Origin of the sequence: Neorhizobium sp. R1-B, from assembly GCF_004368875.1 — a bacterium.
Classification (GTDB): Bacteria; Pseudomonadota; Alphaproteobacteria; order Rhizobiales; family Rhizobiaceae; genus Neorhizobium; species Neorhizobium huautlense.
This window is the reverse complement of sequence record NZ_SOEM01000015.1, coordinates 88,491-115,246: the sequence shown is the minus strand read 5'-3', so window position 1 is coordinate 115,246 and position 26,756 is coordinate 88,491. Positions and strand designations below refer to the sequence as shown.

The following is a 26,756-nucleotide window of genomic DNA, read 5'->3' as shown; positions in this document are numbered from 1 at the left end:
GTCGCCCTTCCGCAGTTGCGCTTCACTTCGCTCGCCATGACCAGCTTACGGTGGGACTTCCACCCACAAGAATGCGCCCATGCTGGGCGCACAACAGCAAAAAGCTCCGGGATCGCCGGAGCTTCTCCTTAGGAATCGCTAAAAAATATTAGCGCGTCAGACGCTTGTAGGTCACGCGCCGAGGGTTGACCGAATCTGCTCCGAGCCGGCGAATCTTATCCTGCTCGTAATCCTCGAAATTGCCTTCGAACCACTCGACATGGCTGTCCCCTTCGAAAGCCAGGATATGGGTGGCCAGACGGTCGAGGAACATGCGGTCGTGGCTGATGATAACCGCGCATCCGGCAAAGTTTTCGAGCGCGTCTTCGAGGGCCGCCAGCGTTTCCGTGTCGAGGTCGTTGGTCGGTTCGTCGAGTAGCAGCACGTTGCCACCTGCCTTCAACATCTTGGCGAGATGCACGCGGTTGCGCTGGCCGCCCGAGAGATTGCCGACCTTCTGCTGCTGGTCGCCACCCTTGAAATTGAACGCGCCGCAATAAGCCCGCGAGTTCATGTCGTACTTGCCGAGCTTGATAATGTCGTTGCCGCCTGAGATCTCCTCCCAGACGGTCTTGTTGCCGTCGAGCGAATCGCGGCTCTGGTCAACGTACCCGAGATGTACGGTGTCGCCGATGCGGACGGTGCCCTCATCCGGCTTTTCCTGGCCGGTGATCAGGCGAAAGAGTGTCGTTTTACCCGCACCGTTCGGACCGATGACGCCGACGATACCGCCAGGCGGCAGCTTGAAGGTCAGGCCTTCGAAGAGAACGCGATCGCCATAGCTCTTCGAGATGTTCTCGGCCTCGATCACGACCTGCCCGAGGCGCTCGCCGATCGGGATGATGATCTGCGCGTCGCCGGGACGGCGGTCCTCGGCGGCTGCGACCAGTTCGTCATAGGCGCGGATACGCGCCTTCGACTTCGCCTGGCGCGCCTTGGGGCTGGCGGAAATCCATTCCTGCTCGCGGGAGATCGCCTTCTGACGGGAGGCCTCTTCGCGGCCTTCCTGCGCCATGCGCTTGGCCTTGGCCTGCAGATAGGCCGTATAGTTACCCTCATAGGGAATGCCGCGGCCGCGATCGAGTTCGAGAATCCAGCCCGTGACGTTGTCGAGGAAATAGCGGTCGTGGGTGATCATCAGCACCGAGCCCGGATATTCTCGCAGGTGTTTTTCCAGCCAGGCGATCGTCTCGGCATCGAGGTGGTTGGTCGGCTCGTCGAGCAGCAGCAGGTCCGGCTGGGACAACAGCAGCTTGCAGAGCGCCACGCGGCGCTTTTCACCGCCGGACAGATTGTCAACGGGGGAATCGCCCGGCGGGCAGCGCAGTGCATCCATGGCCATCTCGACCTGACTTTCGAGATCCCACAGATTCTGGCTGTCGATGATATCCTGCAGCTTGGCGCCCTCTTCCGCCGTCTCGTCGGAATAGTTCATCATCAGCTCGTTGTAGCGGTCGAGGATCGCCTTCTTGTCGGCGACGCCCTCCATCACATTGCCCATGACATCCTTGGAGGGATCGAGTTGCGGCTCCTGCGGCAGATAACCGAGCGTCGCGCCCTCTGCGAGCCAAGCCTCGCCGGTATATTCCTTGTCGAGCCCGGCCATGATCTTCAGCACAGTGGATTTACCAGCGCCGTTCGGGCCGAGGATGCCGATCTTCGCATCCGGATAGAAAGAAAGATGGATGTTTTCCAATACCTTCTTGTTGCCGTAGGCCTTGTTGAGGCCGGCCATGTGATAAATGAACTGACGTGCCATAGGATGAACTGCTCCGGGAGGGGGATCTGTTTTGCCGCTATGTAGTGCATCCAACCGAAGAGTGTGAAGCACTTTTCGGAAAAAACCGATGCACAAGCTGGAAAATCGCGCATAAACGGTGAGGCAGACGGGAGGATCCGCATGTTCGACGAAACCAGACAGCTCGCAAGCGCCACGGGAGCGAGCCTTGCCTATCACCATCAGCCGGGCGCCGAGCCGGTGACGGCAATCCTCCTCATCTGTCATGGCCTTGCCGAGCACTCGAAGCGCTACGGACCATTTGCCGAAGCCATGGCCGGCCACGGCTTTCATGTCTACGCGTTCGATCATCGCGGCCACGGAGAAACGACGGCACCGGATGCGCCACTCGGACGTTTCGGCAGACGAGACGGCGTTCGGCTCGTTTCGGAGGATGTTAAAGCCATGCGCGACATGGCGGCTCAAAATCATCCCGGTTTGCCCGTCCTGCTCTTCGGCCATTCCATGGGAGGTCTGATCGCGCTCAACGCAGCGGTCGATCGTCCCGATAGTTATGATGCCGTCGCTGTCTGGAATTCGAATTTTAATCCCGGCATAGCCGGGCGTGCGGCGCAGGCAATCCTTCTTACGGAAAAAGCGCTCAAGGGCTCCGACGTGCCGAGCGGCCTCTTGCCCAAACTGACCTTCGAGGCCTGGGGCCGTTCAATTCCCGGCCATCGAACCGCCTTCGACTGGCTGAGCCACGATCGGGAGATCGTCGATGCCTATATCGCCGATCCTCTTTGCGGTTTCGATGCCAGCGTCTCGCTCTGGCTCGACCTCTTCGAAATGACTTTTCGGGCTCCGAAGCTCATCGGCAGGCTGCGGAAGGATCTGCCGATTCACCTGATCGGCGGAGCCGAGGACCCGGCCACCAACAGGGGACGCGAGGTCCTCTGGCTCTCTGGGCATTTGAAGAAGAACGGGCTTTCCAACGTCACGACGAAAATCTGGCCGGCGACCCGCCACGAGACGCTGAACGATACGGTCCGCGTTCGCGCTGCCGCCGAATTCGCCGCCTGGGCAAAAGCCGTGCTTCCCCTCCCGACGATGGCGAAATTGGAATGAGTTCATGACATTTCATCAAGTGCTTCCGATGCCTCCCCCCGCTATAGGAAGAACATGAGTTCGCAGCCCAGAAGCCTCGCCGGATCGATACCCGAGAGCCGCACCGTTCACGGCCTCGGTCTGATGATCCTTGCAATGCTGCTCGCGCCGCTCATCGACATCTTCTCCAAGCTCGCGACCGAGGCCGCCTCGCCAACCTTCATCACCGCAGCCCGGTTCGTTTTCCAGGCACTCTTTATGCTGCCGATCGTCCTCTGGAATGGGTCCTGGCGCACATTCTCCTGGCGGCTCAGTGGCTACCACGCCATCCGCGCCGGCCTGATCACCCTAGCCATGATCTGCTTCGTCGCAACCCTCGCCGTCATGGAGGTGGCCGATGCGGTCGCCATCTTCTTCGTTGAGCCGATCATCCTGACGGTGCTGTCCAGTATCTTCCTCAAGGAGATTATCGGCTGGCGCCGTTATACTGCCTGCACCATCGGCTTTCTCGGCGCAATGATCGTCATTCGCCCGAGCTTCGAGGAAATCGGCTTCGTTGCCATGCTGCCGATCGTCACCGCTTTCTGCATAGCGATCTTCGCCCTGATGACCCGCGCTCTTTCGCATCGCGAGGACCCCTGGTCGATGCAGTTCCAGATGGCGCTTTGGGGAATCCCAATCTCCGCCGTCCTGCTGCTTGTCGGCGCCCAGACAGACATCACCTTCCTCGCGCCATCGATACCGGATTGGCTAACCCTCACATGGCTGATCGGGGTCGGCGCCTTCGCGGCACTTTCCGGCATCCTGGCCGTTTATGCCTACCGGGCGGCGCCCGCCTCCGTCATCGCGCCGCTGCAATATTTCGAGATCGTCTCCGCCACCCTGTTCGGCTGGCTGGTCTTCGGCGATTTTCCTGATCCTATGAAATGGCTCGGCATTTCCATCATCATCGGCTCCGGCCTCTACATCATCTGGCGCGAACGGCGGGTCGCCTCCACGAAACCCGTGACCCGCACAGCAAAGACATCCGTGACCCCATGACCGAGACGAAAAAGAAGCCGCCGCTGGACGGTATACGCGTCATCGAACTGGCCCGCGTGCTCGCCGGCCCCTGGGCGGGCCAGATGCTGGCCGATATGGGCGCCGATGTCATCAAGGTCGAAAATCCCGACGGCGGCGACGATACGCGTGCCTGGGGACCGCCCTTCGTCGAAGGCACGAACGGCGAGAACCTTTCCGCCGCCTATTATCATTCGACAAACCGCGGCAAGCGCTCGATTGCCGTCGACCTGAAGAGCGAGGAGGGCCAGGACATCGTCCGCCGTCTCGCGGCGACGGCGGACGTGCTGATCGAAAACTTCAAGCTCGGTGGCTTGGCGAAATATGGCCTCGACTACGAGAGCCTGCGGAAAATCAATCCGAAACTGGTCTATTGCTCGATTACCGGGTTCGGCCAGAATGGGCCTTATGCAAACCTGGCGGGCTACGACTACATCGTCCAGGGCATGTCGGGCTTCATGTCGATCACCGGCGCACCGGACGGCGAACCGATGAAGGCAGGTGTCGCGATCGCCGACATCTTTACCGGCGTCTACGCCGTGACGGCAATCCAGGCAGCACTGATCCACGCCATGAGGAGCGGCGAAGGCCAGCTCATCGACATGGCCCTGCTCGACGTGCAGGCCGGCGTACTCGCCAACCAGAATATGAATTACCTGGTTTCGGGCAAGGCGCCGAAGCGGTTGGGCAACGCCCATCCCAACATTTCTCCTTACGAGGTCGTGCCGACCGAGGATGGCCATCTCATCCTTGCCATTGGAAACGACGGCCAGTTCCGTCGCCTCTGCCGCATCCTCGCCATCGAAGCCGTCGCCGACGACGAGCGTTTCTCCACCAACAAGGCGCGCGTCGCCAACCGCGACGAGGTCCGGCGCCTGGTTTTGGCGCAGACGGGTAAATGGAAAAAGGCGGATCTGTTGGCCGCTTGCGGCGAGAATGCCGTGCCGGCAGGTCCGATCAATTCTATCCAGGAAATGTTCGACGACCCACAGATCAAGGCGCGCGGGCTTCGGATCGATCTCGAAGCAGCCGACGGCACGGTCATCCCGGGTGTCCGCAGCCCGATTGTATTGTCCGAGACGCCGCTCGCCTATCACCGTCCAAGCCCGGCACTTGGGGAGCATACAGCCGAGATCCTCGGCGAACTGGAAGAAATGCAAAAAAGGGGGAAACAGAAATGAAGACCGGCGGCCAGCTTATCGTCGAGGCGCTCAAGGCGAACGGCGTCAAACGCGTCTCCTGCGTGCCGGGCGAAAGCTATCTCGCCGTCCTCGACGCGCTCTATGACAGCGGCATCGACGTGCTCGTATGCCGCCAGGAAGGCGGCGCGGCGATGATGGCCGACAGTTGGGGCCGGCTGACGGGAGAGCCCGGCATCTGCATGGTGACCCGCGGCCCTGGCGCCACCAATGCCTCCGCCGGCCTGCACATCGCAAGGCAGGATTCAGTCCCGATGATCCTGTTCATCGGCCAGGTTCAGCGCGAAGCGCGCGAGCGCGAGGCTTTCCAGGAGGTCGAGTACCGCCGCGCCTTCACCGAATTCGCCAAATGGGTCGGCGAAATCGATGATGCCCGACGCATTCCCGAATTCGTCACCCGTGCTTTTGCCGTCGCCACCTCCGGCCGCCCCGGCCCGGTGGTGCTGACGCTGCCGGAAGACATGCTGGTCGAGGAAGTCGAGGCGCCGAAAGCCCGCGCTTACATGCCGGTCGAGAGTCATCCGGGCAAAAGCCAGATCGCCGCCTTCGAAACCATGCTGAAGAGTGCTCAGCGTCCGATGTTCATCCTTGGCGGCACCCGCTGGAGCGAACAGGCGGTGGCCGATTTCCAGGCTTTCGCCAGCCGTTTCAAAATCCCGGTCGGCTGCTCCTTCCGCCGCCAGATGCTCTTCGATCACCTGCACCCCTCTTATGCAGGCGATGTCGGCATCGGCATCAATCCAGCACTGGCCAAGGAAATCCGGGAATCGGACCTGCTGGTGCTGCTCGGCAGCCGCATGTCGGAAATGCCCTCCTCCAGCTACACGCTGATCGACATTCCCTATCCCAAGCAGAAGCTCGTCCATATCTTCCCCGATCCGGAGGAACTCGGCCGCATGTACCGCCCCGACCTGGCGATCTGTGCCGCTCCCACGGAATTTGTCGCGGCGCTCAACGACCTCGAACCGCCGGCCTTGCCCCTCTGGGCCGAACGGAAATCGGCGATGCACGACGCCTATCTCAAGTGGTCGACGCCGCCGGAAGCCGGCCCGGGTGCCGTCAAGATGGGTCCGATCATGCAGTGGATCGAAAAGAACGTACCGGACGACGCGATCTTTACCAATGGCGCGGGCAACTACGCCACCTGGCTGCACCGCTTCCACCGCTTCCGGAAATACAACACCCAGTCCGCCCCGACCTCAGGCTCCATGGGTTATGGCCTGCCGGCGGCGGTCGCGGCAAAACAGCTCTTTCCGGAGCGTGAGGTGGTTTGCTTTGCGGGAGACGGCTGCTTCATGATGCATGGACAGGAGTTCATCACCGCCGTCCGTTATGGGCTGCCGATCATCACGGTGCTGGTCAACAACGGCATCTACGGCACGATCCGTATGCATCAGGAGCGCGAATATCCCGGCCGCGTCAGCGCCACCGACCTCGTCAATCCGGACTTCGTCGCTTACGCCGAAGCCTTCGGCGGTCACGGTGAACTGGTGGAGAAGACCGAAGAGTTCGGCCCCGCCTATTTGCGGGCCCGCGCCAGCGGCAAGCCGGCGATTATTGAAGTGAAACTCGATCCGGAAGCAATTACACCGAGCAGAACGCTCACCCAGATCCGCCAGGGCTCCTAGTCCGAATGCTACAATAGCGGCTTGCCGGAACCGATCATTTGATCCGTCGTTGATGGGCTATGGCAAAGGATACGAAACGCAAGGCACTCGGCGGAATGACGACCTTCGTCGTCGTCATCTTCCTGATCGCGATTGCGCTGGCCGCCTTTTATTTCTTCGGCCTCACCCCGGGTGAAGCCTGAATCACTGAAGAAGAATCGGGACCGGCTTATGCCGATCCCGATTCCTCGATTAAATCGCGGCCGTGACGATGAATTCAACTTTATACTTCGGAGCGGCAAGCTTGGCTTCGCTAGTGGCGCGGGCCGGCGGATTGGCCGGATCGATCCAGGCCTCCCAGACGGCATTCATCTCGCCGAAGGTAGCCATATCCGACAGGTAGATAATCGTCTGCAGGATCTTGGACTTGTCGCTACCGGCGGCAGCGAGCAGGCGATCGACTTCTGCGAGTGCCGATTTGCACTGGTCGGTGACGCTTTCGCCTTCTCCCACCTGACCGGCGAGATAGACCGTATTGCCGTGGGTCACGGCGCCGCTCATGCGGGCGCCCGGCTCGATGCGCTTGATGCTCATGGAACTACTCCTGAAATTTGAGCTGGGGAAGGTCTCGCGCTCCAGGCACGAGACACGATGAAATCTCAGCCGCGGATATGCTGGCTCTTTTCGTAGATTGCCGTCGAACGGGCGCCGGACCGGCAGAAGCCGAGCATCGGGCGCGGGAATTCGTCGAGCGCGTCGACCATGGCGCGGACGCCCTCCGCATCGACGCCCATACGACCGACCGGAATGTGGCGGATATCGAGACCAAGCTCCTTGGCGCGTGCCGCGATATCCGCAAAACGCGGTTGACCAGGCTCTTCGTCATCGGGACGGTGGCAAACGAGGGATTTGAAGCCCATCGCCTTGATCTGATCGAGCTCTTCGACGGTGATCTGACCGGTGACGGAATATTCGTCGTTGATCTGGCGGATATCCAAGGCTGAGCCCTCCGTTTTCAATGAGGCGCAAGCATTACGACGGTGCCGCGGAGGCGTCAATCACGGAACGGCTGCGCCTCAGCCGAAGCTGAGGCGCAATCCATACTCGATGCTTTCCCCCGGCTTCAGCAACCCCAGCTCCCCCTTTTCCGCCAGCTCGTATCGGCTTACCCAGCGATGCGAAACCGGTTCTATGCCAAGGACATGCGCCGGCGCCTTCTGGTTCCGCCAGATCTGCAGGTGCGGCAGCGTCTCCGTCTTGAACTTGACCTTGAGAGTGAGGCCGCCGATTGCGGCTATGGGTCCAAGGGCAATCTCTGCCCATTGTTCGCCACCGTCTTTCGCAGGCACGCAGAAGACACCTCCGGGGTCTGCACCGAACCTCCAGGGAAACCCTCCCCCCTCCAGCATTTTCCCTTTAAGGCGGACATGATCGTCGAGCAGCCATGCTCCAATATTCATGTGATACATGTGCACAGGGGCAAAAGCCTTCGTGCCGCTATTTGTGATCTTGTCCGAAAGCGTCACTTCGCCCGTGGCGCCGTCGATCCTCCAGTGGCGTTCGAGCAACGCGGGCTCGCCGGTCGCCATGGTGACTCGCACCCGGCCTCGGCATTCGGCATCGCCACCCTGGTTATCCCAGAAGACTATCTCCGCAGGGTGGGAAGAGAAGGAACCGTGGAGCGGATATTTCCGTCCGTCGGCCGCACCTTCGATCGGTTCGGGGTGGCGAATATGGTCGGGTCCACATGTAAAGAGGAAACCCTCCAGCGAATGGTCGATTCGCGGATCGCCGTCATCGGGAATGGCGCGGCCGGGAGACAGATCGATATCGCCGATCACGCACCCCCCGATGTCGAGCATGGATGTCTCGTCGAGGAAAAGCGTCGGACCTCTGGCAGTGGAAAACGCCTTCATAATCATTCCCTTCACGGTTTTGTCAAAAGTTCTACCCGATCGTGATACGATTTTAACGGGACATTCATGACGAATTCACTTTTTCCACACTACGGTCAAATTTACCTTGTCTGTGGCGACGGGTGCGGGCTGGGAACGAACACGCGAGTTCCCGATTTTACATATATTAGGAAACCAGGAAGTCGGTGACACAGTGAAGCGGCTATTTTTTGCAGGCATCAGCCTCGTCGTTTTGACAGCTGCCCAAGGCATTCCATTTGCAGAGGCGCAGAGCCGGTATCGTTACCCGGCGGAAACGATCCTCGTTTCCCCCGATGGTGCGATCCTGGACTATGTCCCAGATCGCGGGGATGTCGTCATCAGCCGTGACGGCATGGGGCGGCGCGTATTTATCGACCGCTACGGTAATGTCCTCGCCACCGAAATACGCCAGGAGACCTACCGCCCCGCCCGCGCCGACGACTATCCGCCGGCACCCGGCGGGTATCGCAACTCCCGCAATTCCGGGGGCTATCAGGACGGTTACGGCTATCGCGATTTCCGCGAATACCGGCCGGGCGAGCCGGGAGACGTGACCGGCACCGTTCCCGATCGCGGCACGATCACCCGGCTGCCACTGGAGGACCAGCCGTTGCCGGGTGCCGACAGCGACTACCCGCAAGAAGCCTCCATCGAGCCGGACCAGCAAGCCATCGAGGCCCTGCATCCGCAGAAACCGATCATTACCGTGACCAAGAAGCCGCAGGCGGAAATCGCCGCCCTTCAGGTCTTTCTTGATCGCGAGGGCATCTCTCCGGGCGTGATCGACGGGCATCTCGGCGACAACGTCAACAAGGCCATAGCCGCCTGGCAGGAAATGACGGGCGAAACGCTCGATCCGAACAATTCCGAAGATATCATGCAGCGCCTGACCTATTCAGGCGGCCTGCCGATCATCGATTACACGATCACGCCGGCGGACGCCGCCGGCCCCTATGTTGCGTCGATCCCGGACGACTACGCGCACAAGGCGCAGCTCCCCGCCATGTCTTATATGTCGGTGACGGAAAAGCTCGCCGAGCAGTTCCATATGGACGAGAACTACCTGAAGGCGCTCAATCCCGGAGTCGATTTCACGATCCCCGGCTCCACCATAAAGGTCATCAACCCCGGTCAGCCAAAGGTCGGCCAGGTGACGCGGATCGTCGCCGACAAGGGCAGAAAGCAAGTCTTCGCCTACGGCGAAGACGGACGACTGGTTTCGGCTTATCCGGCAACCATCGGCTCCACCGACACGCCGTCCCCAACCGGTACCCACACGGTCCAGCGCATAGCCCTGGATCCGGGTTATACTTACAATCCGAAAATTAACTTCCAGCAGGGCAAGAACGATCAGATCCTGCAGATTCCACCAGGCCCCAATGGACCGGTCGGGACAGTCTGGATCGCATTGTCAAAGCCCACCTACGGCATACACGGCACACCGGATCCCTCCAAGATCGGCAAGACCAACAGCCACGGTTGCGTCCGCCTGACCAATTGGGATGCGACCGAACTTGCCAAGATGGTGAAGCCCGGAACGACGGTGGAATTCGTCGAATAGCCCGCACCGATAGCTGAGCTGTGTTTCTGAATTGTCGGAGCTTCTACCGACACTTCAGTGCCAAGATCGCTCAGAAAGAAGGCCGGTTCGTTGGAACCGGCCCTTTTTCACAACAAGTCGTGAGCTGGACGCGCCCGGATTCCGATCAGGCGGCGTAGCGGTTCAATCCGAAGAGGCGCGACGCGACGGACCGGGTAACCTTGACGGGCATCAGACGCATCACTTCTTGCGCAAAAGACCGCGCGTTTTCCTTCGCCTTGTCGACATTGCTGACCTTCGCCGGATCCAGCGTGTGGAGCGTACCACCGATCTCGAACAGTTCCTTGAAGGCGATGCGCTCGCCGATCGGCGTATCCAGCACATGCACGCCGCGTGCAGCGAGCAGACCCTTGATGGTCAATAGCGCCTTGGTGGTGACCATCGAGGTGACGCGGGTCAGCACGACCGAATGCGCGATGTCGAGGTTTGCCTTTTCCTTGAGGAAGGAGAGAAGATCAAGGATCTGCGCAGCACCCTTGGCGTCCATGGCCGATCCTTGGACCGGGATCATCACGTGATCGGAAAGGCCGATCGCGGTGGTGACCAGCGCATCGCGGGCGCCGGCGAGGTCGATGATGAAATAGTCGGTCTGCGGTCCCATCTCCCGAAGATGACACTGCAACGAGGCGATAGTCACTTCCGAGATGACCTCGATATTGCGGACTTTCCCGGACGTCTCGGCCCATTGGCTTATCCAGCGCTGCGGATCGGCATCGATGACTGTGACGCGAAAGCCCTGGTGGGCGAGTTCGGTAGCGAGCAGCAGCGCGGCAGTCGTTTTTCCGGCGCCACCCTTGGCATTTGCAAATGATATTACAGGCATTTTCGGTCCTCGAAGAAGTCCTGAGCCGCATCGCTCACGAGGACACCGGGAAGCATGGTGTCATGAAGCCATCCTTTCCAAACATGGTTAACGAATTGTAAAATTAGACCTCATGAAAATAAACCGAAAGATTTAGCTCGACTTGCTAAAACGCAGAAAAGCCCGGAGATTTTGCCCTCCGGGCTTTGTTTAAGCCGATCCTGCCAAGGCGAAAAAGTATTAAAAGCAGTCGAGGAAAAGCGCCCTGGTGTTCTCCATCGTCATCGTGACGGGATTGCCGCCGCAACTCGGGTCCTCCATCGCCATGGCTGTCAGTTCATCGATTCGGTCGGACTTGATTCCCATGGCCGTAAGATTTTCCGGCACGCCGAGCTCGGAGCGCAGTGAAAGCACATAGTCGTAAAAACCGTCGAACCCGCCGGCAATCCCCAGATAGGCGGCAGCGCGGGCGATCTTTTCCTCGATCGCCGGCCGGTTGAAACGCAGCACCGGCGGCATGACGACAGCATTCGTCATGCCGTGATGGGTATTGTAGACGGCGCCGATCGGGTGGGAGAGCGAGTGGATCGCGCCGAGCCCCTTCTGGAAGGCAACGGCGCCCATCGCGGCGGCCGACATCATATTGGTGCGCGCCTCGATATCAGTGCCATCCTTGTAGGCGCGCGGCAGGAATTCCTTGACGAGCCGCATCCCTTCGAGTGCTATGCCCCCGGACATCGGATGGTAGAAAGGCGACGAATAGGCTTCCAGGCAATGGGCAAAGGCGTCCATTCCGGTGCCGGCCGTGATCGCCTTCGGCATTCCCATCGTCAATTCCGGATCGCAGATGACGACGCCCGGCAGCAGTTTCGGGTGGAAAATGATCTTCTTCACATGGGTGACCGAGTTGGTGAGAACCCCTGCCCGCCCGACTTCGGAACCGGTCCCTGCCGTGGTCGGCACGGCAACGATCGGCGCGATCTTCGAGGCATCGGCGCGCGTCCACCAGTCGCCGATATCCTCAAAATCCCAGACGGGCCGGGTCTGGCCGGCCATGAAGGCAATCAGCTTGCCGAGATCGAGGCCCGAGCCGCCGCCGAATGCCACCACGCCATCATGGCCGCCATCCTTGTATGCCTTGATACCGGCTTCGAGGTTTTTCTCGTTCGGGTTCGGATCGACATCGGCAAAGATCGCCCGGCTAAGACCTGCCTCTTCGAGAACGTCGAGGGCATGGCCGGTGATCGCCATCGGAGCGAGTCCGCGGTCGGTGACGAGCAGCGGCTTCCTCAGACCCAGCGTCTTGCAGGCGTCCGCCAGTTCCTTGATGCGGCCGCGGCCGAGCTTGATGGCGGTCGGATAACTCCAGTTCGCGACGATATTCATTTCGTGACCTTTTTCAGGTGATAGGATTTGGGACGGGTCAGGTTGTGGAAACCGAGGACGGAAAGCGAGCCACCCCGGCCGGTTTCCTTGACGCCTGTCCAGACGAGCGCCGGATCGAGATAGTCGGCGCGGTTCATGAACACAGTGCCGGTTTCAAGCTCCTGCCCGAGCCGGCCGGCGCGTTCGGCATCCTTTGTCCAGAGCGACGCGGTCAAACCATACTGGCTGTCGTTCATCAGGCCGAGCGCCTCTTCGTCGCTCTTGACCTTCATGATGCCGACTGCCGGACCAAAGGTTTCCTCCCGCATGAACGGCATGGAATGATCGACATCGACGAGGATCTGTGGAGCGAGATAGGCGCCGCCATCATCGGCCGGAAAGAGTTTCGGATCGATCAGTGCCTTGGCCCCCTTGGAGACGGCGTCGGCGATCTGTTCGCGCACCACCTTGGCGAAACGTTTGTTCGCCATCGGACCCAACGTCGTTTCCGTGTCCAGAGGATTGCCGAGCTTGTAGTTGGAAACCCAGGCGACCGACTTCTCGACGAACCGGTCGTAAAGCGATTCGTGCACATAGATACGCTCGATGCCGCAGCAGCACTGGCCGGAATTGTAGGTGGCGCCATCCATCAACACGTCGACGGCCGCATCGAGATCGGCATCCTCCATGACGTAACCGGGATCCTTGCCACCAAGTTCGAGGCCGAGGCCGGTGAACGTGCCGGCGGCGGCGCGCTCGATCGATCGACCGCCTTCGACGGAGCCGGTGAAGTTGATGAAGTTGAAGAGTCCCTGCGAAATCAGTTTCGCCGTCGTATCGTGATCCAGGAAGAGGTTCTGGAAGACGTCTTCCGGCACACCCGCTTCGATGAAAGCGCGCACCAGGCGTTCACCGACCAGCAGCGTTTGGGAGGCATGTTTGATGACGACGGTATTGCCGGCCATCAACGCCGGCGCGACAGTGTTGATCGCCGTCATATAGGGATAGTTCCACGGCGCGATGACGAAGACGACGCCATGGGGCTCGCGCTCGATGCGCCGTTCGAATGTCGCGCTATCTTCGATCACCATCGGCTTTAGCGCATCGGCGGCGATCGACGCGACATAGTTCGAGCGTTCGTTGAAGCCCTTGAATTCGCCGCCATAACGGACCGGCCGACCCATCATCCAGGCAAGCTCCGGAACCACCTCGTCGGCCATCTCGTTCAGCCGCGCGACGCCTTTCAGCACCAATTGCACGCGCTCTTCGAGCGGCCGTTTCGCCCAGGCCTTCTGTGCATGCCGAGCCCGGCCGATCGCTTCCGCCGCCGCCTGCAGCGACATGGCCTCGCGCTCGGCATAAACCGAGCCATCCACCGGCGAGATACATTGGATCATCGTCATGATCTCACTTCCCATTACGTTTTTGATTTGTGCGGAGAGGTCTACACCCTCTCGAATCCGCGCGCCACTTCCCAATCTGTCACACGGCGGTCATATTCCTCCTGCTCCCAGTGAGCCGCCCGCACATAGTGGTCGATCACTTCGTCGCCGAAGGCGGTGCGAAGCAACTCGGAACCGTGCAGCAGATGGGTCGCGTCGCGCAGGGTTTTCGGGATTTCCCTGATGTCCTTGCCGGCATAGGCATCCCCGACAAAGGCCGGCTCGAGCTCCATCTTCTTCTCTATTCCGTCGATGCCGGCCGCAAGCAGCGCCGCCATGGCGAGATAGGGATTGAGGTCGGAGCCGCCGACGCGGCATTCGACCCGGATCCCGCGGGTAGCCTCGCCGCAGAGCCGGTAGCCAGCGGTGCGATTGTCTTTCGACCAGACGGCCTTGGTCGGCGCGAAGGTTCCCGCCATGAAACGCTTGTAGGAATTGATATAGGGCGCCAGGAAATAGGTGATCTCGCTTGCATGGTTCAGCAGACCGGCCACGTAATGCTTCATGACCGAAGACATGCCGTATTCACCGTCCTTGTCGTGGAACAGCGATGTCTTGCCGTCGGCGCTCCACAGGGATTGGTGAATATGGGAGGAACTGCCGGCTGCGCTGTAATTCCATTTTGCGAGAAAGGTAATGGCTTTGCCCTTCGCCCAGGCGATCTCCTTGGCCGCATTCTTGATGATCACGTGCCGGTCGGCCATGGTCAGAGCATCGGCGTAACGCACGTTGATTTCTTCCTGGCCGGGAGACGCTTCGCCTTTGGAATTTTCGACGGGAATGCCGGCCCCTTGCAGGCCGGTGCGGATCGCCCGCATCACCTCCTCCTCCTTGGTCGTCTGGAAGATGTGATAATCCTCGTTATAGGCGCTTGCCAGCTTGAGATTGCGGTAGCCGCTCTCGCGTGCGCTGTCATAGGTCTGGTCGAACAGGAAGAACTCCAATTCGGTTGCCATGAAGGCCTTCATGCCCATGGCTTCCAGGCGCTTTACCTGCTTCTTCAGGATGGCGCGCGGCGAATGCGGCACCTCCTCATGGGTATGATGATCAAGCACGTCGCAGAGGACCAGCGCGGTGCCTTCCAGCCAGGGCAGTTTCCTCAGCGTCGAAAGATCCGGCTTCATGGTGTAGTCGCCGTACCCCTTTTCCCAGCTGGACGCCTTGTAGCCTGGGACAGTCTCCATCTCGATGTCAGTGGCGAGCAGATAATTGCAGCTGTGGGTCTCTTCGTAAGCGCTCGCGACGAAATATTCTGCCTGGAACCGCTTGCCCATCAGGCGGCCCTGCATGTCGACCAAAGCAGCGATAACGGTGTCGATACGGCCTTCGGCTACATCGCGCTTCAAATCGTCGAAAGAATAGTTGGCGGTCATGCCCTGCATCCGTTCCTATTAAAAACTGGGAGGCGTGGCCAGCGGAGTGCGGGCCACGCCGATAAGTGGATTAATCAGGCGAGCGAAGCCGCTTGCTTGTGTTCCATCGCAAACTCCTCTTCCGGGGAGAGGATCAGGCGGTGGCGGCCGACGAATGCGAAATAGGCAATCGCGATCGCAAACCAGATGACGACCCAGAGCACGCCCTTGGTGAAGTTCGGATCCTGGATCTGGTAGAGCAGCGTGACGATGGCAATGATGATCGTCAACACCGCCCCCGGGATACCCAGCGGCGAGCGGAAAGGCCGTTCGATATTCGGGAGCTTCTTGCGCAGGATGATGAACGAGATCGCCTGCATGATGTAGGAGAACATCGCCCCGAACACTGCCATGTTGAGAAGCACGCTGCCAATGATGCTGCCGCCCTGCTCCGCACCGAGCGCGAACCAGATCACGAGCATCACAGCAAGGCCGACGACGGAACCGGTGATCATCGCCACATACGGTGTCTTGTAGACCGAATGGGTGACGGACAGTACCGTCGGGAAATAGCCGGCGCGAGACAGCGAATAAACCTGCCGCCCCTGCGCGTAAAGGATCGTGTGGAAGCTCGCGATGAGGCCGGTCAGCGCCACGAGGCCGAGGATCACCACGCCGCTATCGCCGTATACTGCCTTGAACCCGTCGAGCAGCGGTTCCAGCGACGAGCCGAGATGGAACGAGCCGACGCCCGGCACGGACGGATTGAGCAGGACGATCATGAAGGCGGAGACCATTAATGTCACCATGCCGAGGATAATACCCTTCGGCATGTCCCGCTTGGGATCGACGGATTCTTCGGCCGCCAGCGGCAATTGCTCAATGGCGAGGAAGAGCCAGACGGCGAAGGGAAGCGTGGCAAGCACGCCGGAAAAGCCGAAGGGGAACCATTCGCCGTTGCCTTCCGGCAGTTCGACGGCTGCCCCGTCCGGTCCCACGCCGATATTCAGCGCCCAGCGCGAGAAATCCATGCTCGGAATTGCGCTGATCCAGAAGAACACCAGAACCGCCAGCGAAAGAACGGTGATGACCAATGTCACCTTGAACGACAGTTCCAGCCCGAAGACATTGAGAGCGAGAAAGATCGCGTAGAAGATCATCCACACGAGCGGCGAATAGGCCGGATCAAGTCCGAGGATCGAATTCACATAGGCCGTGATGAATGTCACGATAACCGCTGGCGTCAGCACATATTCGACATTTTCGCAGAGCCCGGTGATGAAGCCCCCCCAGGGCCCCATGGCCGTGCGGGCGAAGGAATAGGCCGCGCCCGTGTGTGGCAGCGCCGGGCTCATCTCGGCAATCGAGAACGTGAGGCCGAGATACATCACCGCGATGATGATGCCCGCAACCAGCATGCCACCCCAACCGCCGGTCGCAAAACCGAAGTTCCAGCCGGAAAAGTGTCCGGAAATGACCGCTCCGACGCCGAGCGCCCAGAGCGACCATACGCCCGCATAGCGGGAGAGCCCGCGCTTTTCGAAATAGGAAGCGTCTGCCTTCTTGTAGCTGACGCCCGCAGATGAATTTTCCATGCCCTTCTCTCCTGATCAAAGAATCGGGCGGCCGATCATCATGATCAACCCCCACCCCAGTCGACATATGTTGACGCCGCCCGTTCTTTTCCGGTGTCGGCGCCTGCAGCTTTCACTGCTCCCCCGGGTCTTATCTTGGGATGTCTGCGAGACTTTCCCGCAGCAGTCCTGTCAAGAAATCGGCCGCGACCCCCTGGCCGGTTTCGTCTGCAATCAAATCGTTTCTCACCTCGATCATCACATTGAGCAGCCCCGCGGGCAAAGCGTGAACTTCAAGCGTGTGGGTGACGCCATCGGCTGGTCCATAGGGCTCGTTGCGCTCGACCCGATAGAGATGAGTATCGGAGGCTGCCTTGAGCATCCGATCCGCAAGACGGCTGTCCGCATCGTGCAGAATGCCGATCTCGACCGGACGCGCCTTGCCGAAATAGACGGGCGTGAAACTGTGGACCGTGACCAGCACGCTCGCCTGACCCCTTGCCCGCCTGGCGGCGATCTCTTCCCGAATGCGGCCGTGGAACGGCATGTAGAGCGCCGTGGTGCGCCGGGACTTTTCGGCATCGGAAAGGTTTTCGTTGCCCGGAATGCGAAAGACTTCCGAAACATCGCGCATCGCCGCAGGCGAGTCCGGCGGACGGTTGCAGTCATAAATGAGGCGGGAGAAGCGCTGGTGGATGAGCGTGGCATCAAGCCCCTTTGACATCAATCGCGCAACGGCAAGCGCGCCCGGATCCCACGCGATGTGGGAAGCGAGCGCCTCCTCCGGCAGACCGAGATTGCCGTAACTTTCAGGCAAACGCCGCGAGGCATGCTCGCAGATCAATAAGACCTCACCCTTGCCGCCGGCATTTTCCACGGCAACGGGTTCACCGTCCGCCGCCGTGAAAAATTCCGATTGGACCAGCATGGAAGGCTTCCCGCGAAATTTGAGTAAAATCGACCCAAGAAGAGAATTCTTCACTTTTTGATGATCGTCAACGTGAAACTGAAAAATTCTCTTCAAACGAGCCGTTGACTTCTCTCCAGAAACAATCGTTAATCCTGTCATAAACCGGCGAAGACCGGAGGGAACAGCTTTCGTGCCACCAACAGCACGCACCGTATCGGATGTCATTCGTCGTCGTTACGACGGGCTGACGCGTGCGGAAAAACAGTTGGCGGACAGCTTATTGGAGAATTATCCCGTGTCGGGGCTGGGCAGCATCACGACGATCGCGGAAAACGCCGGCGTCTCGACGCCGACTGTTGCACGCATGGTGCAGAAACTCGGTTACAAGGGTTATCCGGAATTCCAATCCCACCTTCACCAGGAGCTGGAAGAGACGATCTCCAATCCGATCGCCAAGCACGACCGCTGGGCCTCCAATGTGCCCGGAACCCATATCCTGAACCGCTTTGCCGAGGCCATCACCGCAAACCTGCGTGATACCCTTTCGGATTTGGATACCCGGACGTTTGAGGGGGCCGCCGCGCTGCTCAAAGATCGGGAGCGAAGCATCTACTTCGTCGGCGGCCGCATCACCGGTTCGCTGGCGGAATATTTCTTCACCCACATGCAGGTCATCCGCCCGAAAACGACGTTGATCACCAACAATTCCAGCTCCTGGCCGCAGCACGTGCTCAACATGAACGCGGGCGACATCCTGGTGATTTTCGATATCCGCCGTTACGAGCAGGAGATGGCGACGCTGGCAGAGGCCGCCAGGGCCAATGGCGTCGTCATCATCTTGTTTACCGATGTCTGGGCCTCGCCGGTCGCCCAGCAGGCACAGCACATATTCAAGGTGCGTACCGAGGCTCCTTCCGCGTGGGATTCGTCCGTCGTCACGCTCTTTGTTGTCGAAGCTCTGATCGAGGCGGTTCAAAACGCCACATGGGAGGAAACCCGCGAACGCATGAATTCTCTTGAGGGCCTTTTCGAACGGAGCCGCCTCTTCCGCAGACCGGGCCGTCAGAGCTTTTCTTGAACGAGGACAATGAGGCTGAAAACTGCAGGCAGATCAGGAGCTTCATAAGCGGATGCTGATGCGCCCGAGCTGTCATAGACGATACATAAACTGACTCTACGAGTCGCGCCCGACACGACCTGAACCCTAGGAGGATACCGTGCTCAACAAGACCCAACGTCTTCTTTCGATGACGACCGCGATCGTCGTCGCTTCGGCCAGCCTTGCAGCCGCCGAGCCGAGCGCCGAACTGATTGCTGCCGCAAAGAAGGAAGGAACGCTCACCACGATCGCGCTGCCCCACAGCTGGTGCGGTTACGGCGACGTGATCGCCGCGTTCAAGACCAAATACGGGATCGAGGTCAACGAACTGAACCCCGACGCCGGTTCCGGGGACGAAATCGAAGCCATCAAGGCCAACAAGGGCAACAAAGGCCCGCAGGCTCCCGACGTGATCGACGTCGGCCTTTCCTTCGGACCGTCGGCAAAGGCTGAAGGCCTGCTCATGCCCTATAAGGTCTCGACCTGGGACAGCATCCCCGATAGCGCCAAGGATGCCGAAGGCTACTGGTACGGCGATTATTACGGCGTCCTCTCCTTCGTCGTGAACACGGACATCGTCAAGGACGTGCCCAAGGACTGGGCCGACCTGAAGAAGTCGGAGCTGGCAAATTCCGTAGCGCTTGCCGGTGACCCGCGCGCCTCCAACCAGGCCGTCCAGGCCGTTTATGCGGCTGGATTGGCAGCAGGCGAAAAAGACGCGGCCAAGGCTGGGGAAGCCGGTCTCTCCTTCTTCGCGGAAGTCAACAAGGCCGGCAACTTCGTGCCCGTTATCGGCAAGTCCGCCTCGCTCGCCCAGGGATCGACCCCGATCGTGATTGCCTGGGATTACAACGGTCTTTCCTGGCGCGACAGCCTCAAGGGCAACCCGCCGGTCGAGGTCGTGGTCCCGGCTTCGGGCGTCGTGGCCGGCGTTTACGTGCAGGCGATTTCGGCTTTCGCTCCGCATCCAAACGCGGCAAAGCTCTGGATGGAGCATCTTTATTCGGACGAAGGTCAGCTTGGCTGGCTGAAGGGTTACTGCCACCCGATCCGCTTCAACGATCTTGCCAAGAACAACAAGATCCCGAAGGCGCTTCTCGACGCGCTGCCGCCGGCTGCAGCCTATGAAAAGGCTGTTTTCCCGACGCTCGATGAACAGGCCGCAGGCAAGGCCGCCATCACCACCAAGTGGGACAGCGTTGTCGGCGCCAACGTCAAGTAATCTTGCGATCCTCGGTCTTCCCGCCTATGCGGGAAGACCTCCCTTCCTGCGAAAGACCTCCGCATCATGAGCGCCGCAACGACGTCCTTCATCGACCGCCGCACTGTCGTCGACTGGCTCGGCATCGTTCCGTTCATGATCTTCGCATTGATGTTCCTGATCATTCCGACGCTTTATCTGGTGATGGGGGCATTCTTTACCCCTGACGGCCAGTTCACCTTCAGGAACATCGCCGACCTCTTCACGCCGTCCATCATCAGCGCCTACTGGATCAGCATCAAGGTCTCCGTCGCCTCTTCGCTCGGAGGCGCGCTGATCGGCTTCTTTCTTGCCTGGGCAATCGTGCTCGGCGGCGTCCCCTCCTGGGTGCGCTCCGGGCTTTTGACCTTTTCCGGCGTTGCGTCCAATTTTGCGGGGGTTCCCCTTGCCTTCGCCTTTCTCGCCACCCTCGGGCGAACCGGCCTTGTCACGGTCCTGTTGCGGGACTGGCTGGGCTTCAATCTCTATTCCACCGGCTTCAATATCCTGTCCTTCTTCGGGCTGACCATCACCTACATGTTCTTCCAGATCCCGTTGATGGTGCTGATCCTGACGCCGGCCCTCGATGGCATGAAAAAGGAATGGCGCGAGGCTTCGGAAATACTCGGAGCTTCCACATGGCAATATTGGCGCATGGTGGCGCTGCCCATCCTCTGGCCGAGCCTGATGGGTACGACGCTTCTTCTTTTTGCAAACGCGTTTGGAGCGATCGCGACCGCCTACGCCCTCACCGGCTCCTCGCTCAATATCGTGCCGATCCTGCTCTACGCGCAGATCCGCGGCGACGTCTTGCACAATGCCAATCTCGGTTATGCGCTGGCGCTCGGCATGATCGTCATCACCGGCATCTCCAATCTCCTCTACATCCTGCTGCGCATGCGCGCTGAACGGTGGCAGAAATGAAGACGCAGAAGATACTGGCCTGGATCGCCATCGCCATCGGCGTCATCTACTTCTTCGTTCCGCTGATCGGCACCTTCGAATTTTCGCTGCGCATGCGGCGCGGCGAATATTCCGCCGACGCTTACCAGTCCGTCTTTTCGGACATGCAGTTCCGGGAGACCTTCGGCTTTTCGATGGTGATGGCGCTGCTCACCATCATCTTCGGAATGTTGCTCGTCGTGCCGACCGCCTACTGGGTGCGGCTACGTCTGCCGCAAATCCGCCCGGTTATCGAATTCATTACGCTGCTGCCGCTCGTCATCCCTGCGATTGTCATCGTCTTCGGTTACCTGAGGCTCTACAATTCATCCTCCTGGATACCCTTCACGGGCTCCACGTCCGGCACCAATGCGCTGCTGGTATTGTCCTATATAACGCTCTCCCTGCCCTACATGTACCGTGCGGTGGATACCGCCATGCGCGCCATCGATGTGAGGACGCTGACCGAGGCAGCGGAAATTCTGGGGGCCAAGTGGCCGACCATCATGCTTCGCTGCATATTCCCCAACGTGATGTCGGGTGTGCTCTCGGGGGCCTTCATCACCTTTGCGATCGTCATGGGCGAATTCACGATGGCCGCCCTTCTCAATCGCCCGGCCTTTGGACCTTACCTGCAGCTCGTCGGCGCCAACAAGGCTTATGAGCCTGCGGCCCTCGCCGTTATCGCATTTGCGATCACCTGGCTATCGATGGGGCTCCTTCAGCTCGTTTCCCGTTTCAGCAAGATGGCACCCTCCCGGCCATAAGGAATTCCTCGCATGTCTTTCCTCGTCCTTGACAACATCAAGAAGAGTTTCGGTCAGACGCAGGTCGTCAAGGACTTCAACATGTCCATCGAGAAAGGCGAATTCGTTTCCTTTCTCGGACCGTCCGGCTGCGGAAAGACGACGGTGCTGCGCATGATCGCGGGTTTCGAAAACCCGAGCGACGGCACGATTTCCATCAACGGCAAGAACCAGAACCGCCTCAAGACCAATCAGCGCAACATCGGCATGGTTTTCCAGGCCTATGCACTTTTCCCCAACATGAACGTCTTCGACAACGTCGCCTTCGGCCTCAAGGTCGCCGGCAAGCCGAAAGAGGAAATCGAAACCCGCGTGAAGGAGATGCTTGCCCTGATCCGGCTGGACCATCTTGCGGACCGGTATCCCTATCAGATGTCGGGCGGCCAGCAGCAGCGTGTTGCCCTCGCCCGCGCGCTTGCCCCCAAACCACAGGTCCTCCTGCTCGACGAACCCCTGTCCGCGCTCGACGCAAAGATCCGCGTTTCCCTGCGCGAGGAAATCCGCCAGATCCAGCGGCAGCTCGGCATCACCACGGTATTCGTCACCCACGACCAGGAAGAAGCCCTGTCGATCTCGGACCGCATCGTTGTGATGAACGCCGGCCGCGCCGAACAGATCGGCACGCCGTCGGAAATCTACAACCGACCGAACACCCGTTTCGTCGCCTCCTTCGTGGGTACGCTTAACATCATCGAGGCGACCGTCGCCGATCCGTCCGCCAATACCGTCAAGGTGGGCGACAATACGGTGAGACTGCGCGAACCGATCGGCGCATTGAACGTAGACGACAAGATTTCGATCGCGCTTCGTCCAGAAGCCGGTTCTCTCTCGGAAAGCGCCAAGGGAGACACTGCGATCGTCGGCAAAGTCATCTCTTCGCATTTCCTGGGGTCGGTGATCCGCACAAAAATGGATGTTGGCGGCAACCAGATTTCCTTCGACATGTTCAATGCCCCGGACGCCGTATTGCCGCAACCGGGCGAAGTACTGACCCTTCGCTTCTCGTCAGGAGATTTCCTGATCGTCAGGGACTGATCCAGCCGCCTGGAGAAAAGGTGATCGAATTCGCCGATCACCTTTCAGGTAACGTCGTCGATTTCAGGCGGCATCCTCGACCAGCGAGGAAGGCACATAGTTGAGGACCGGGCCGAGCCAGCGCTCGACCTCCTCAACCGACATGCCCTTGCGCTTGGCATAGTCCTCGACCTGGTCGCGCTCGACCTTGGCAACTCCGAAATAATACGAAGCGGGATGGCCGATATAGAGGCCCGAGACCGACGAACCGGGCCACATGGCGTAGCTGTCGGTAAGCGCCACACCGGTTGCGTTCTCGGCGTCCAGCAGCCGGAAAAGCGTCGACTTTTCGGTATGATCCGGCTGTGCCGGATAGCCGGGCGCCGGACGGATGCCGGCATAGGCTTCGGTGACCAGTTCGTCCGAGGAAAAATTCTCGTCCGGCGCATATCCCCAGAATTCCTTGCGCACGCGCTCGTGCATGCATTCCGCAAAGGCTTCCGCGAAACGGTCCGCCAGCGCCTTCACCAGGATGGACGAATAGTCGTCGTTGGCCCGCTCGAAGCGCTCGGCGATGGCGATCTCCTCGATACCCGCGGTAACGACGAAGCCGCCCACATAGTCCTGAACGCCGCTTGCCAGCGGCGCCACGAAGTCAGAAAGCGCCACATTCGGCCGCCCGTCCCGCTTCGACAGTTGCTGACGCAGCGTGAAGAAGGTCGCAAGCTCTTGGCTCCGGCTGTCGTCGGTAAAGAGGCGGATGTCATCCCCTACCGTATTGGCCGGCCAGAAGCCGATCACCGCCCGCGGCCTGAACCACTTTTCCGCGATGATCTTGTCGAGCATCGCCTGTGCATCGGCATAGAGCTGGCGCGCCGCCTCGCCCTGAGCTTCATCCTCCAGGATCGCAGGGAAACGCCCCTTCAGTTCCCAGGTCTGGAAGAATGGGGTCCAGTCGATATACTTCGCAAGTTCGGCAAGATCGTAGGTTTCGAACACTTTTGTGCCGGTGAACTGCGGCCTGACCGGTTTGTAGCCGGTCCAGTCGAGCTTTTCCGGATTGTCGCGGGCACGGGCGATCGGCAAACGGGTCTTCTCCGCTTCCGAGCGTGCATGGGCAGCGGCCACTTTGCTGTATTCCGCCTGAATGGTGCTGATGTAGTTCTGCTTTGCCTCCGGCGACAGCAGCGAAGATACGACTCCCACGGCGCGGCTTGCGTCGGTAACGTAGATCGCCTGGCCCCGATTGTAACGCGGATGGATCTTGACCGCAGTATGGACACGGCTGGTCGTAGCGCCGCCGATCAGCAGTGGAATATCGAAGCCCTGACGCTCCATCTCCGAAGCCACGTGCGCCATCTCGTCAAGCGACGGCGTGATGAGGCCGGAAAGCCCGATGATGTCGACCTTCTCGGCAATCGCCGTTTCCAGGATCTTGGTCGAGGGCACCATGACGCCGAGATCGATGATCTCGTAATTGTTGCAGGCGAGTACGACACCGACGATGTTCTTGCCGATATCGTGGACGTCGCCCTTCACGGTTGCCATCAACACCTTGCCGGCAGACTTCCTCTGGTCGCCACCCTTCAGCCGCTTCTCTTCCTCCATATACGGCAGCAGCACCGCCACCGCCTGCTTCATGACCCGCGCCGACTTCACCACCTGCGGCAGGAACATCTTGCCCGAGCCGAAAAGATCGCCAACCACGTTCATGCCGGCCATCAGCGGCCCTTCGATGACGTCGAGCGGCCTTGCAGCCTGTTGCCTTGCTTCCTCGGTATCCTGTTCGATGAAATCGGTGTTGCCGATAACCAGCGCATGGGAAAGGCGCTTTTCGACAGGCCATTCGCGCCAGGCGAGATCCTGCGCCTTGGCTTCCTTGGTGCCGGTGCCGCGATAGCGCTCGGCGATATCGAGCATCCGCTCCGTCGCATCGTCGCGCCGATTGAGCACGACATCCTCACAGGCTTCGCGGAGCTCCGGGTCTATGTTCTCGTAGATTGCCAGCTGACCGGCATTGACGATGCCCATGTCCATGCCCGCCTGGATGGCATGGTAGAGAAATACGGCATGCATCGCCTCGCGCACCGGCTCGTTGCCGCGGAAGGAAAAGGAGAGGTTCGAAACGCCGCCGGAGATATGTACCAGCGGCATCCGCTCGCGGATCGTTCGGGTCGCCTCGATGAAGGCAAGTCCGTAGCCGTTATGTTCCTCCATCCCCGTGGCGACCGCAAAAATGTTCGGGTCGAAGATGATGTCTTCCGGCGGAAAGTCCGCCTCTTCTGTCAACAGCTTGTAAGCGCGCTCGCTGATTGCCACCTTCCGCTCGTAGGTGTCGGCCTGCCCCTGTTCGTCGAATGCCATGACGACCACGGCAGCACCGTAATTGCGAAGCAGACGCGCCTGGGCCAGGAACTTCTCCTCGCCTTCCTTGAGCGAGATCGAATTGACGACGGGCTTGCCTTGCACACACTTGAGGCCGGCCTCCATAATCTCGAACTTCGAGGAGTCGAGCATTACCGGAACACGGGCGATATCCGGTTCGGCGGCGATGAGGTTCAGGAAATCCACCATCGCCTTTTCAGAATCGATAAGCCCCTCGTCCATGTTGATGTCGATCACGGACGCGCCGTTTTCCACCTGATCCCTCGCAACGGCGAGAGCCGCCGTAAGATCGCCAGCGGTGATCAGCTTGCGGAATTTTGCCGAGCCGGTGACGTTGGTGCGCTCGCCGACGTTCACGAAAGGGATGTCCTTCGTGAAGACGAAGGGTTCGAGGCCGGCAAGCGACATAAAAGGCTTGTGCTCGGGGACTTCACGCGGCCTGTGCGGGGCAACCGCTTCGGCAATCGCGCGTATATGCTCCGGCGTCGAGCCGCAGCAGCCGCCGACCACATTGACGATTCCCTCTTCGGCAAATCCCCGGATCTGCCGCGCCATATCGTCGGGCGTCTCGTCGTAGCGACCGAACTCGTTCGGCAGGCCCGCATTCGGATAGGCGGAGATGAATGTGTCGGCGACCGCTGAAAGCTCTTGCAGATGCGGCCGCATCGCGTCGGCGCCGAGTGCGCAGTTCAGCCCGATCGTGAAAGGCTTGGCGTGGCGGACCGAATACCAGAAGGCCGATGGTGTCTGGCCGGACAGCGTACGCCCCGACAGGTCGGTGATCGTGCCGGAGATCATCACCGGCAGGTGAATACCCTTTTCTGCAAACCGCTCGGCACAGGCGAAAATGGCCGCCTTGGCGTTCAGCGTGTCGAAGATCGTCTCGATCAGGATGATATCGGCACCGCCATCGACGAGCCCGTCGATCTGCTCACCATACGCAATTCGCAGATCATCGAATGTCACCGCGCGGTAACCGGGATTATTGACATCAGGCGAGATCGACGCCGTGCGGTTGGTGGGCCCGATGGCACCGGCGACGAAACGACGGCGGCCGTCCTCCCTCTCTGCACGAAGCGCTGCACGGCGCGCCAGGCGGGCACCGTCACGGTTCAGATCGTAAACCGCATTCTCCATCTGATAATCGGCCTGGGCGATCCGGGTGGAGGAGAAGGTGTTTGTCTCGATGATGTCGGCCCCGGCCTTGGCGTAGCGATAGTGGATCTCTTCGATCGCCTGCGGCTGGGAAAGGATCAGGAGATCGTTGTTGCCCTGCTGATGACAGGCGCATCCGATAAAGCGCTCTCCACGGAACTGCTCCTCGTCGAAGCCAAGGCCTTGAATTTGAGTCCCCATGGCGCCGTCGATAACAAGGATTTTCTCCCTGGCGGCAGCCTGAAGCGCGGCAAGAATTTCGGCGCCATCCCGGCGGGCATCTTCCGGACCAAACAGATCATCCAACATAGGCGCACTCCCAAATCGCAGCAGGTGACTTAATGATATAAAGATGTCTTTATGTGAAGTCCAGCACGGTTGACGCATTCTGTCCAAGTTTTGCCG

Annotated in this window: 22 protein-coding genes; 11 read left to right on the top strand and 11 right to left on the bottom strand. The window is 60.0% G+C overall.

Going from position 1 to position 26,756, the window contains the following annotated elements:
- Window positions 1–148: 148 nt before the first annotated feature.
- The gene (gene ettA / locus EDE05_RS19295; RefSeq protein WP_112798483.1) at window positions 149–1,798 is read right to left on the bottom strand and encodes an energy-dependent translational throttle protein EttA; all 1,650 of its coding nucleotides are present in this window, start codon (window positions 1,796–1,798) and stop codon (window positions 149–151) included.
- A 141-nt stretch (window positions 1,799–1,939) separates the two neighbouring features.
- Between ettA and EDE05_RS19290 the strand changes: the two genes are divergently transcribed.
- Genes EDE05_RS19290 through EDE05_RS27430 form a run of 5 tightly spaced genes read left to right on the top strand, consistent with a single transcriptional unit; the run spans window position 1,940 to window position 6,931 of the window.
- Window positions 1,940–2,884, top strand: coding sequence for an alpha/beta hydrolase (locus tag EDE05_RS19290; RefSeq protein ID WP_112798485.1), 945 nt, complete (start codon window positions 1,940–1,942; stop codon window positions 2,882–2,884).
- A 54-nt stretch (window positions 2,885–2,938) separates the two neighbouring features.
- Window positions 2,939–3,904 (top strand): DMT family transporter, encoded by a 966-nt coding sequence (locus EDE05_RS19285; RefSeq protein WP_112798488.1) that lies wholly within the window; start codon window positions 2,939–2,941, stop codon window positions 3,902–3,904.
- The gene (locus EDE05_RS19280) at window positions 3,901–5,103 is read left to right on the top strand and encodes a CaiB/BaiF CoA-transferase family protein (RefSeq protein WP_112798490.1); all 1,203 of its coding nucleotides are present in this window, start codon (window positions 3,901–3,903) and stop codon (window positions 5,101–5,103) included. Before EDE05_RS19285 ends, EDE05_RS19280 begins: the two co-directional genes overlap by 4 nt.
- On the top strand, window positions 5,100–6,749 hold the full coding sequence (locus EDE05_RS19275) for a thiamine pyrophosphate-binding protein (protein ID WP_112798492.1): 1,650 nt from the start codon (window positions 5,100–5,102) through the stop codon (window positions 6,747–6,749). The genes EDE05_RS19280 and EDE05_RS19275 overlap by 4 nt, the downstream gene beginning before the upstream one ends.
- 59 nt (window positions 6,750–6,808) lie before the next feature.
- Entirely contained in the window at window positions 6,809–6,931 is a 123-nt protein-coding gene (locus EDE05_RS27430) for a hypothetical protein (RefSeq protein ID WP_280952503.1), read from the top strand.
- A 49-nt stretch (window positions 6,932–6,980) separates the two neighbouring features.
- On the opposite strand, the gene EDE05_RS19270 is transcribed toward EDE05_RS27430, so the two are convergent.
- The 3 genes from EDE05_RS19270 to EDE05_RS19260 form a co-directional block, all read right to left on the bottom strand.
- Window positions 6,981–7,322 (bottom strand): RidA family protein, encoded by a 342-nt coding sequence (locus tag EDE05_RS19270; protein ID WP_112798494.1) that lies wholly within the window; start codon window positions 7,320–7,322, stop codon window positions 6,981–6,983.
- A gap of 65 nt (window positions 7,323–7,387) precedes the next feature.
- The gene (locus EDE05_RS19265) at window positions 7,388–7,726 is read right to left on the bottom strand and encodes a TIGR01244 family sulfur transferase (RefSeq protein ID WP_105370092.1); all 339 of its coding nucleotides are present in this window, start codon (window positions 7,724–7,726) and stop codon (window positions 7,388–7,390) included.
- Between the two features lie 78 nt (window positions 7,727–7,804).
- Window positions 7,805–8,644, bottom strand: a complete 840-nt coding sequence (locus EDE05_RS19260) for a DUF4432 family protein (RefSeq protein ID WP_112798496.1) — start codon at window positions 8,642–8,644, stop codon at window positions 7,805–7,807.
- A gap of 232 nt (window positions 8,645–8,876) precedes the next feature.
- Here EDE05_RS19260 and EDE05_RS19255 point away from each other — a divergent pair, with 232 nt between their 5' ends.
- Complete coding sequence (locus tag EDE05_RS19255) at window positions 8,877–10,226, top strand: L,D-transpeptidase (protein ID WP_245505215.1); 1,350 nt, start codon at window positions 8,877–8,879, stop codon at window positions 10,224–10,226.
- A gap of 145 nt (window positions 10,227–10,371) precedes the next feature.
- On the opposite strand, the gene EDE05_RS19250 is transcribed toward EDE05_RS19255, so the two are convergent.
- The 6 genes from EDE05_RS19250 to EDE05_RS19225 form a co-directional block, all read right to left on the bottom strand.
- A complete protein-coding gene (locus EDE05_RS19250) occupies window positions 10,372–11,088 on the bottom strand; it encodes a ParA family protein (protein WP_112798498.1) in 717 nt (238 codons plus the stop codon).
- A 219-nt stretch (window positions 11,089–11,307) separates the two neighbouring features.
- A complete protein-coding gene (locus EDE05_RS19245; RefSeq protein ID WP_112798501.1) occupies window positions 11,308–12,453 on the bottom strand; it encodes an iron-containing alcohol dehydrogenase in 1,146 nt (381 codons plus the stop codon).
- Window positions 12,450–13,835 carry an aldehyde dehydrogenase family protein gene (locus EDE05_RS19240; protein WP_105370096.1) on the bottom strand — a complete coding sequence of 462 codons (1,386 nt, stop codon included), beginning with the start codon at window positions 13,833–13,835 and terminating at the stop codon, window positions 12,450–12,452. Before EDE05_RS19240 ends, EDE05_RS19245 begins: the two co-directional genes overlap by 4 nt.
- A gap of 41 nt (window positions 13,836–13,876) precedes the next feature.
- Window positions 13,877–15,247, bottom strand: coding sequence for a glutamine synthetase family protein (locus tag EDE05_RS19235; protein ID WP_105370348.1), 1,371 nt, complete (start codon window positions 15,245–15,247; stop codon window positions 13,877–13,879).
- A gap of 74 nt (window positions 15,248–15,321) precedes the next feature.
- On the bottom strand, window positions 15,322–16,821 hold the full coding sequence (locus EDE05_RS19230) for an amino acid permease (RefSeq protein WP_105370097.1): 1,500 nt from the start codon (window positions 16,819–16,821) through the stop codon (window positions 15,322–15,324).
- Between the two features lie 130 nt (window positions 16,822–16,951).
- A complete protein-coding gene (locus EDE05_RS19225) occupies window positions 16,952–17,728 on the bottom strand; it encodes an N-formylglutamate amidohydrolase (RefSeq protein ID WP_112798503.1) in 777 nt (258 codons plus the stop codon).
- A gap of 172 nt (window positions 17,729–17,900) precedes the next feature.
- Here EDE05_RS19225 and EDE05_RS19220 point away from each other — a divergent pair, with 172 nt between their 5' ends.
- The 5 genes from EDE05_RS19220 (at window position 17,901) to EDE05_RS19200 (ending at window position 22,832) form a co-directional block, all read left to right on the top strand.
- On the top strand, window positions 17,901–18,788 hold the full coding sequence (locus EDE05_RS19220) for a MurR/RpiR family transcriptional regulator (RefSeq protein ID WP_105370099.1): 888 nt from the start codon (window positions 17,901–17,903) through the stop codon (window positions 18,786–18,788).
- 139 nt (window positions 18,789–18,927) lie between these two features.
- The gene (locus EDE05_RS19215; protein WP_105370100.1) at window positions 18,928–20,031 is read left to right on the top strand and encodes an ABC transporter substrate-binding protein; all 1,104 of its coding nucleotides are present in this window, start codon (window positions 18,928–18,930) and stop codon (window positions 20,029–20,031) included.
- Between the two features lie 66 nt (window positions 20,032–20,097).
- Window positions 20,098–20,973: an ABC transporter permease subunit gene (locus tag EDE05_RS19210; RefSeq protein ID WP_105370101.1), complete on the top strand. Its 876-nt coding sequence runs from the start codon at window positions 20,098–20,100 to the stop codon at window positions 20,971–20,973.
- On the top strand, window positions 20,970–21,758 hold the full coding sequence (locus EDE05_RS19205; protein ID WP_112798505.1) for an ABC transporter permease: 789 nt from the start codon (window positions 20,970–20,972) through the stop codon (window positions 21,756–21,758). Before EDE05_RS19210 ends, EDE05_RS19205 begins: the two co-directional genes overlap by 4 nt.
- A gap of 12 nt (window positions 21,759–21,770) precedes the next feature.
- Complete coding sequence (locus EDE05_RS19200; protein WP_105370103.1) at window positions 21,771–22,832, top strand: ABC transporter ATP-binding protein; 1,062 nt, start codon at window positions 21,771–21,773, stop codon at window positions 22,830–22,832.
- A 63-nt stretch (window positions 22,833–22,895) separates the two neighbouring features.
- Here EDE05_RS19200 and metH read toward each other — a convergent pair whose 3' ends face one another.
- A complete protein-coding gene (metH, locus tag EDE05_RS19195) occupies window positions 22,896–26,660 on the bottom strand; it encodes a methionine synthase (protein WP_132412793.1) in 3,765 nt (1,254 codons plus the stop codon).
- Window positions 26,661–26,756: the final 96 nt, after the last annotated feature.

What these genes read in the sequence shown, in the direction of transcription:
- ettA (WP_112798483.1), bottom strand. Translation starts at nt 1,798, where the DNA reads ATGGCACGTCAGTTCATTTATCACATGGCCGGCCTCAACAAGGCCTAC.
- EDE05_RS19290 (WP_112798485.1), top strand. Translation starts at nt 1,940, where the DNA reads ATGTTCGACGAAACCAGACAGCTCGCAAGCGCCACGGGAGCGAGCCTT.
- EDE05_RS19285 (WP_112798488.1), top strand. Translation starts at nt 2,939, where the DNA reads ATGAGTTCGCAGCCCAGAAGCCTCGCCGGATCGATACCCGAGAGCCGC.
- EDE05_RS19280 (WP_112798490.1), top strand. Translation starts at nt 3,901, where the DNA reads ATGACCGAGACGAAAAAGAAGCCGCCGCTGGACGGTATACGCGTCATC.
- EDE05_RS19275 (WP_112798492.1), top strand. Translation starts at nt 5,100, where the DNA reads ATGAAGACCGGCGGCCAGCTTATCGTCGAGGCGCTCAAGGCGAACGGC.
- EDE05_RS27430 (WP_280952503.1), top strand. Translation starts at nt 6,809, where the DNA reads ATGGCAAAGGATACGAAACGCAAGGCACTCGGCGGAATGACGACCTTC.
- EDE05_RS19270 (WP_112798494.1), bottom strand. Translation starts at nt 7,322, where the DNA reads ATGAGCATCAAGCGCATCGAGCCGGGCGCCCGCATGAGCGGCGCCGTG.
- EDE05_RS19260 (WP_112798496.1), bottom strand. Translation starts at nt 8,644, where the DNA reads ATGAAGGCGTTTTCCACTGCCAGAGGTCCGACGCTTTTCCTCGACGAG.
- EDE05_RS19250 (WP_112798498.1), bottom strand. Translation starts at nt 11,088, where the DNA reads ATGCCTGTAATATCATTTGCAAATGCCAAGGGTGGCGCCGGAAAAACG.
- EDE05_RS19245 (WP_112798501.1), bottom strand. Translation starts at nt 12,453, where the DNA reads ATGAATATCGTCGCGAACTGGAGTTATCCGACCGCCATCAAGCTCGGC.
- EDE05_RS19240 (WP_105370096.1), bottom strand. Translation starts at nt 13,835, where the DNA reads ATGACGATGATCCAATGTATCTCGCCGGTGGATGGCTCGGTTTATGCC.
- EDE05_RS19235 (WP_105370348.1), bottom strand. Translation starts at nt 15,247, where the DNA reads ATGACCGCCAACTATTCTTTCGACGATTTGAAGCGCGATGTAGCCGAA.
- EDE05_RS19230 (WP_105370097.1), bottom strand. Translation starts at nt 16,821, where the DNA reads ATGGAAAATTCATCTGCGGGCGTCAGCTACAAGAAGGCAGACGCTTCC.
- EDE05_RS19225 (WP_112798503.1), bottom strand. Translation starts at nt 17,728, where the DNA reads ATGCTGGTCCAATCGGAATTTTTCACGGCGGCGGACGGTGAACCCGTT.
- EDE05_RS19210 (WP_105370101.1), top strand. Translation starts at nt 20,098, where the DNA reads ATGAGCGCCGCAACGACGTCCTTCATCGACCGCCGCACTGTCGTCGAC.
- EDE05_RS19205 (WP_112798505.1), top strand. Translation starts at nt 20,970, where the DNA reads ATGAAGACGCAGAAGATACTGGCCTGGATCGCCATCGCCATCGGCGTC.
- EDE05_RS19200 (WP_105370103.1), top strand. Translation starts at nt 21,771, where the DNA reads ATGTCTTTCCTCGTCCTTGACAACATCAAGAAGAGTTTCGGTCAGACG.
- metH (WP_132412793.1), bottom strand. Translation starts at nt 26,660, where the DNA reads ATGTTGGATGATCTGTTTGGTCCGGAAGATGCCCGCCGGGATGGCGCC.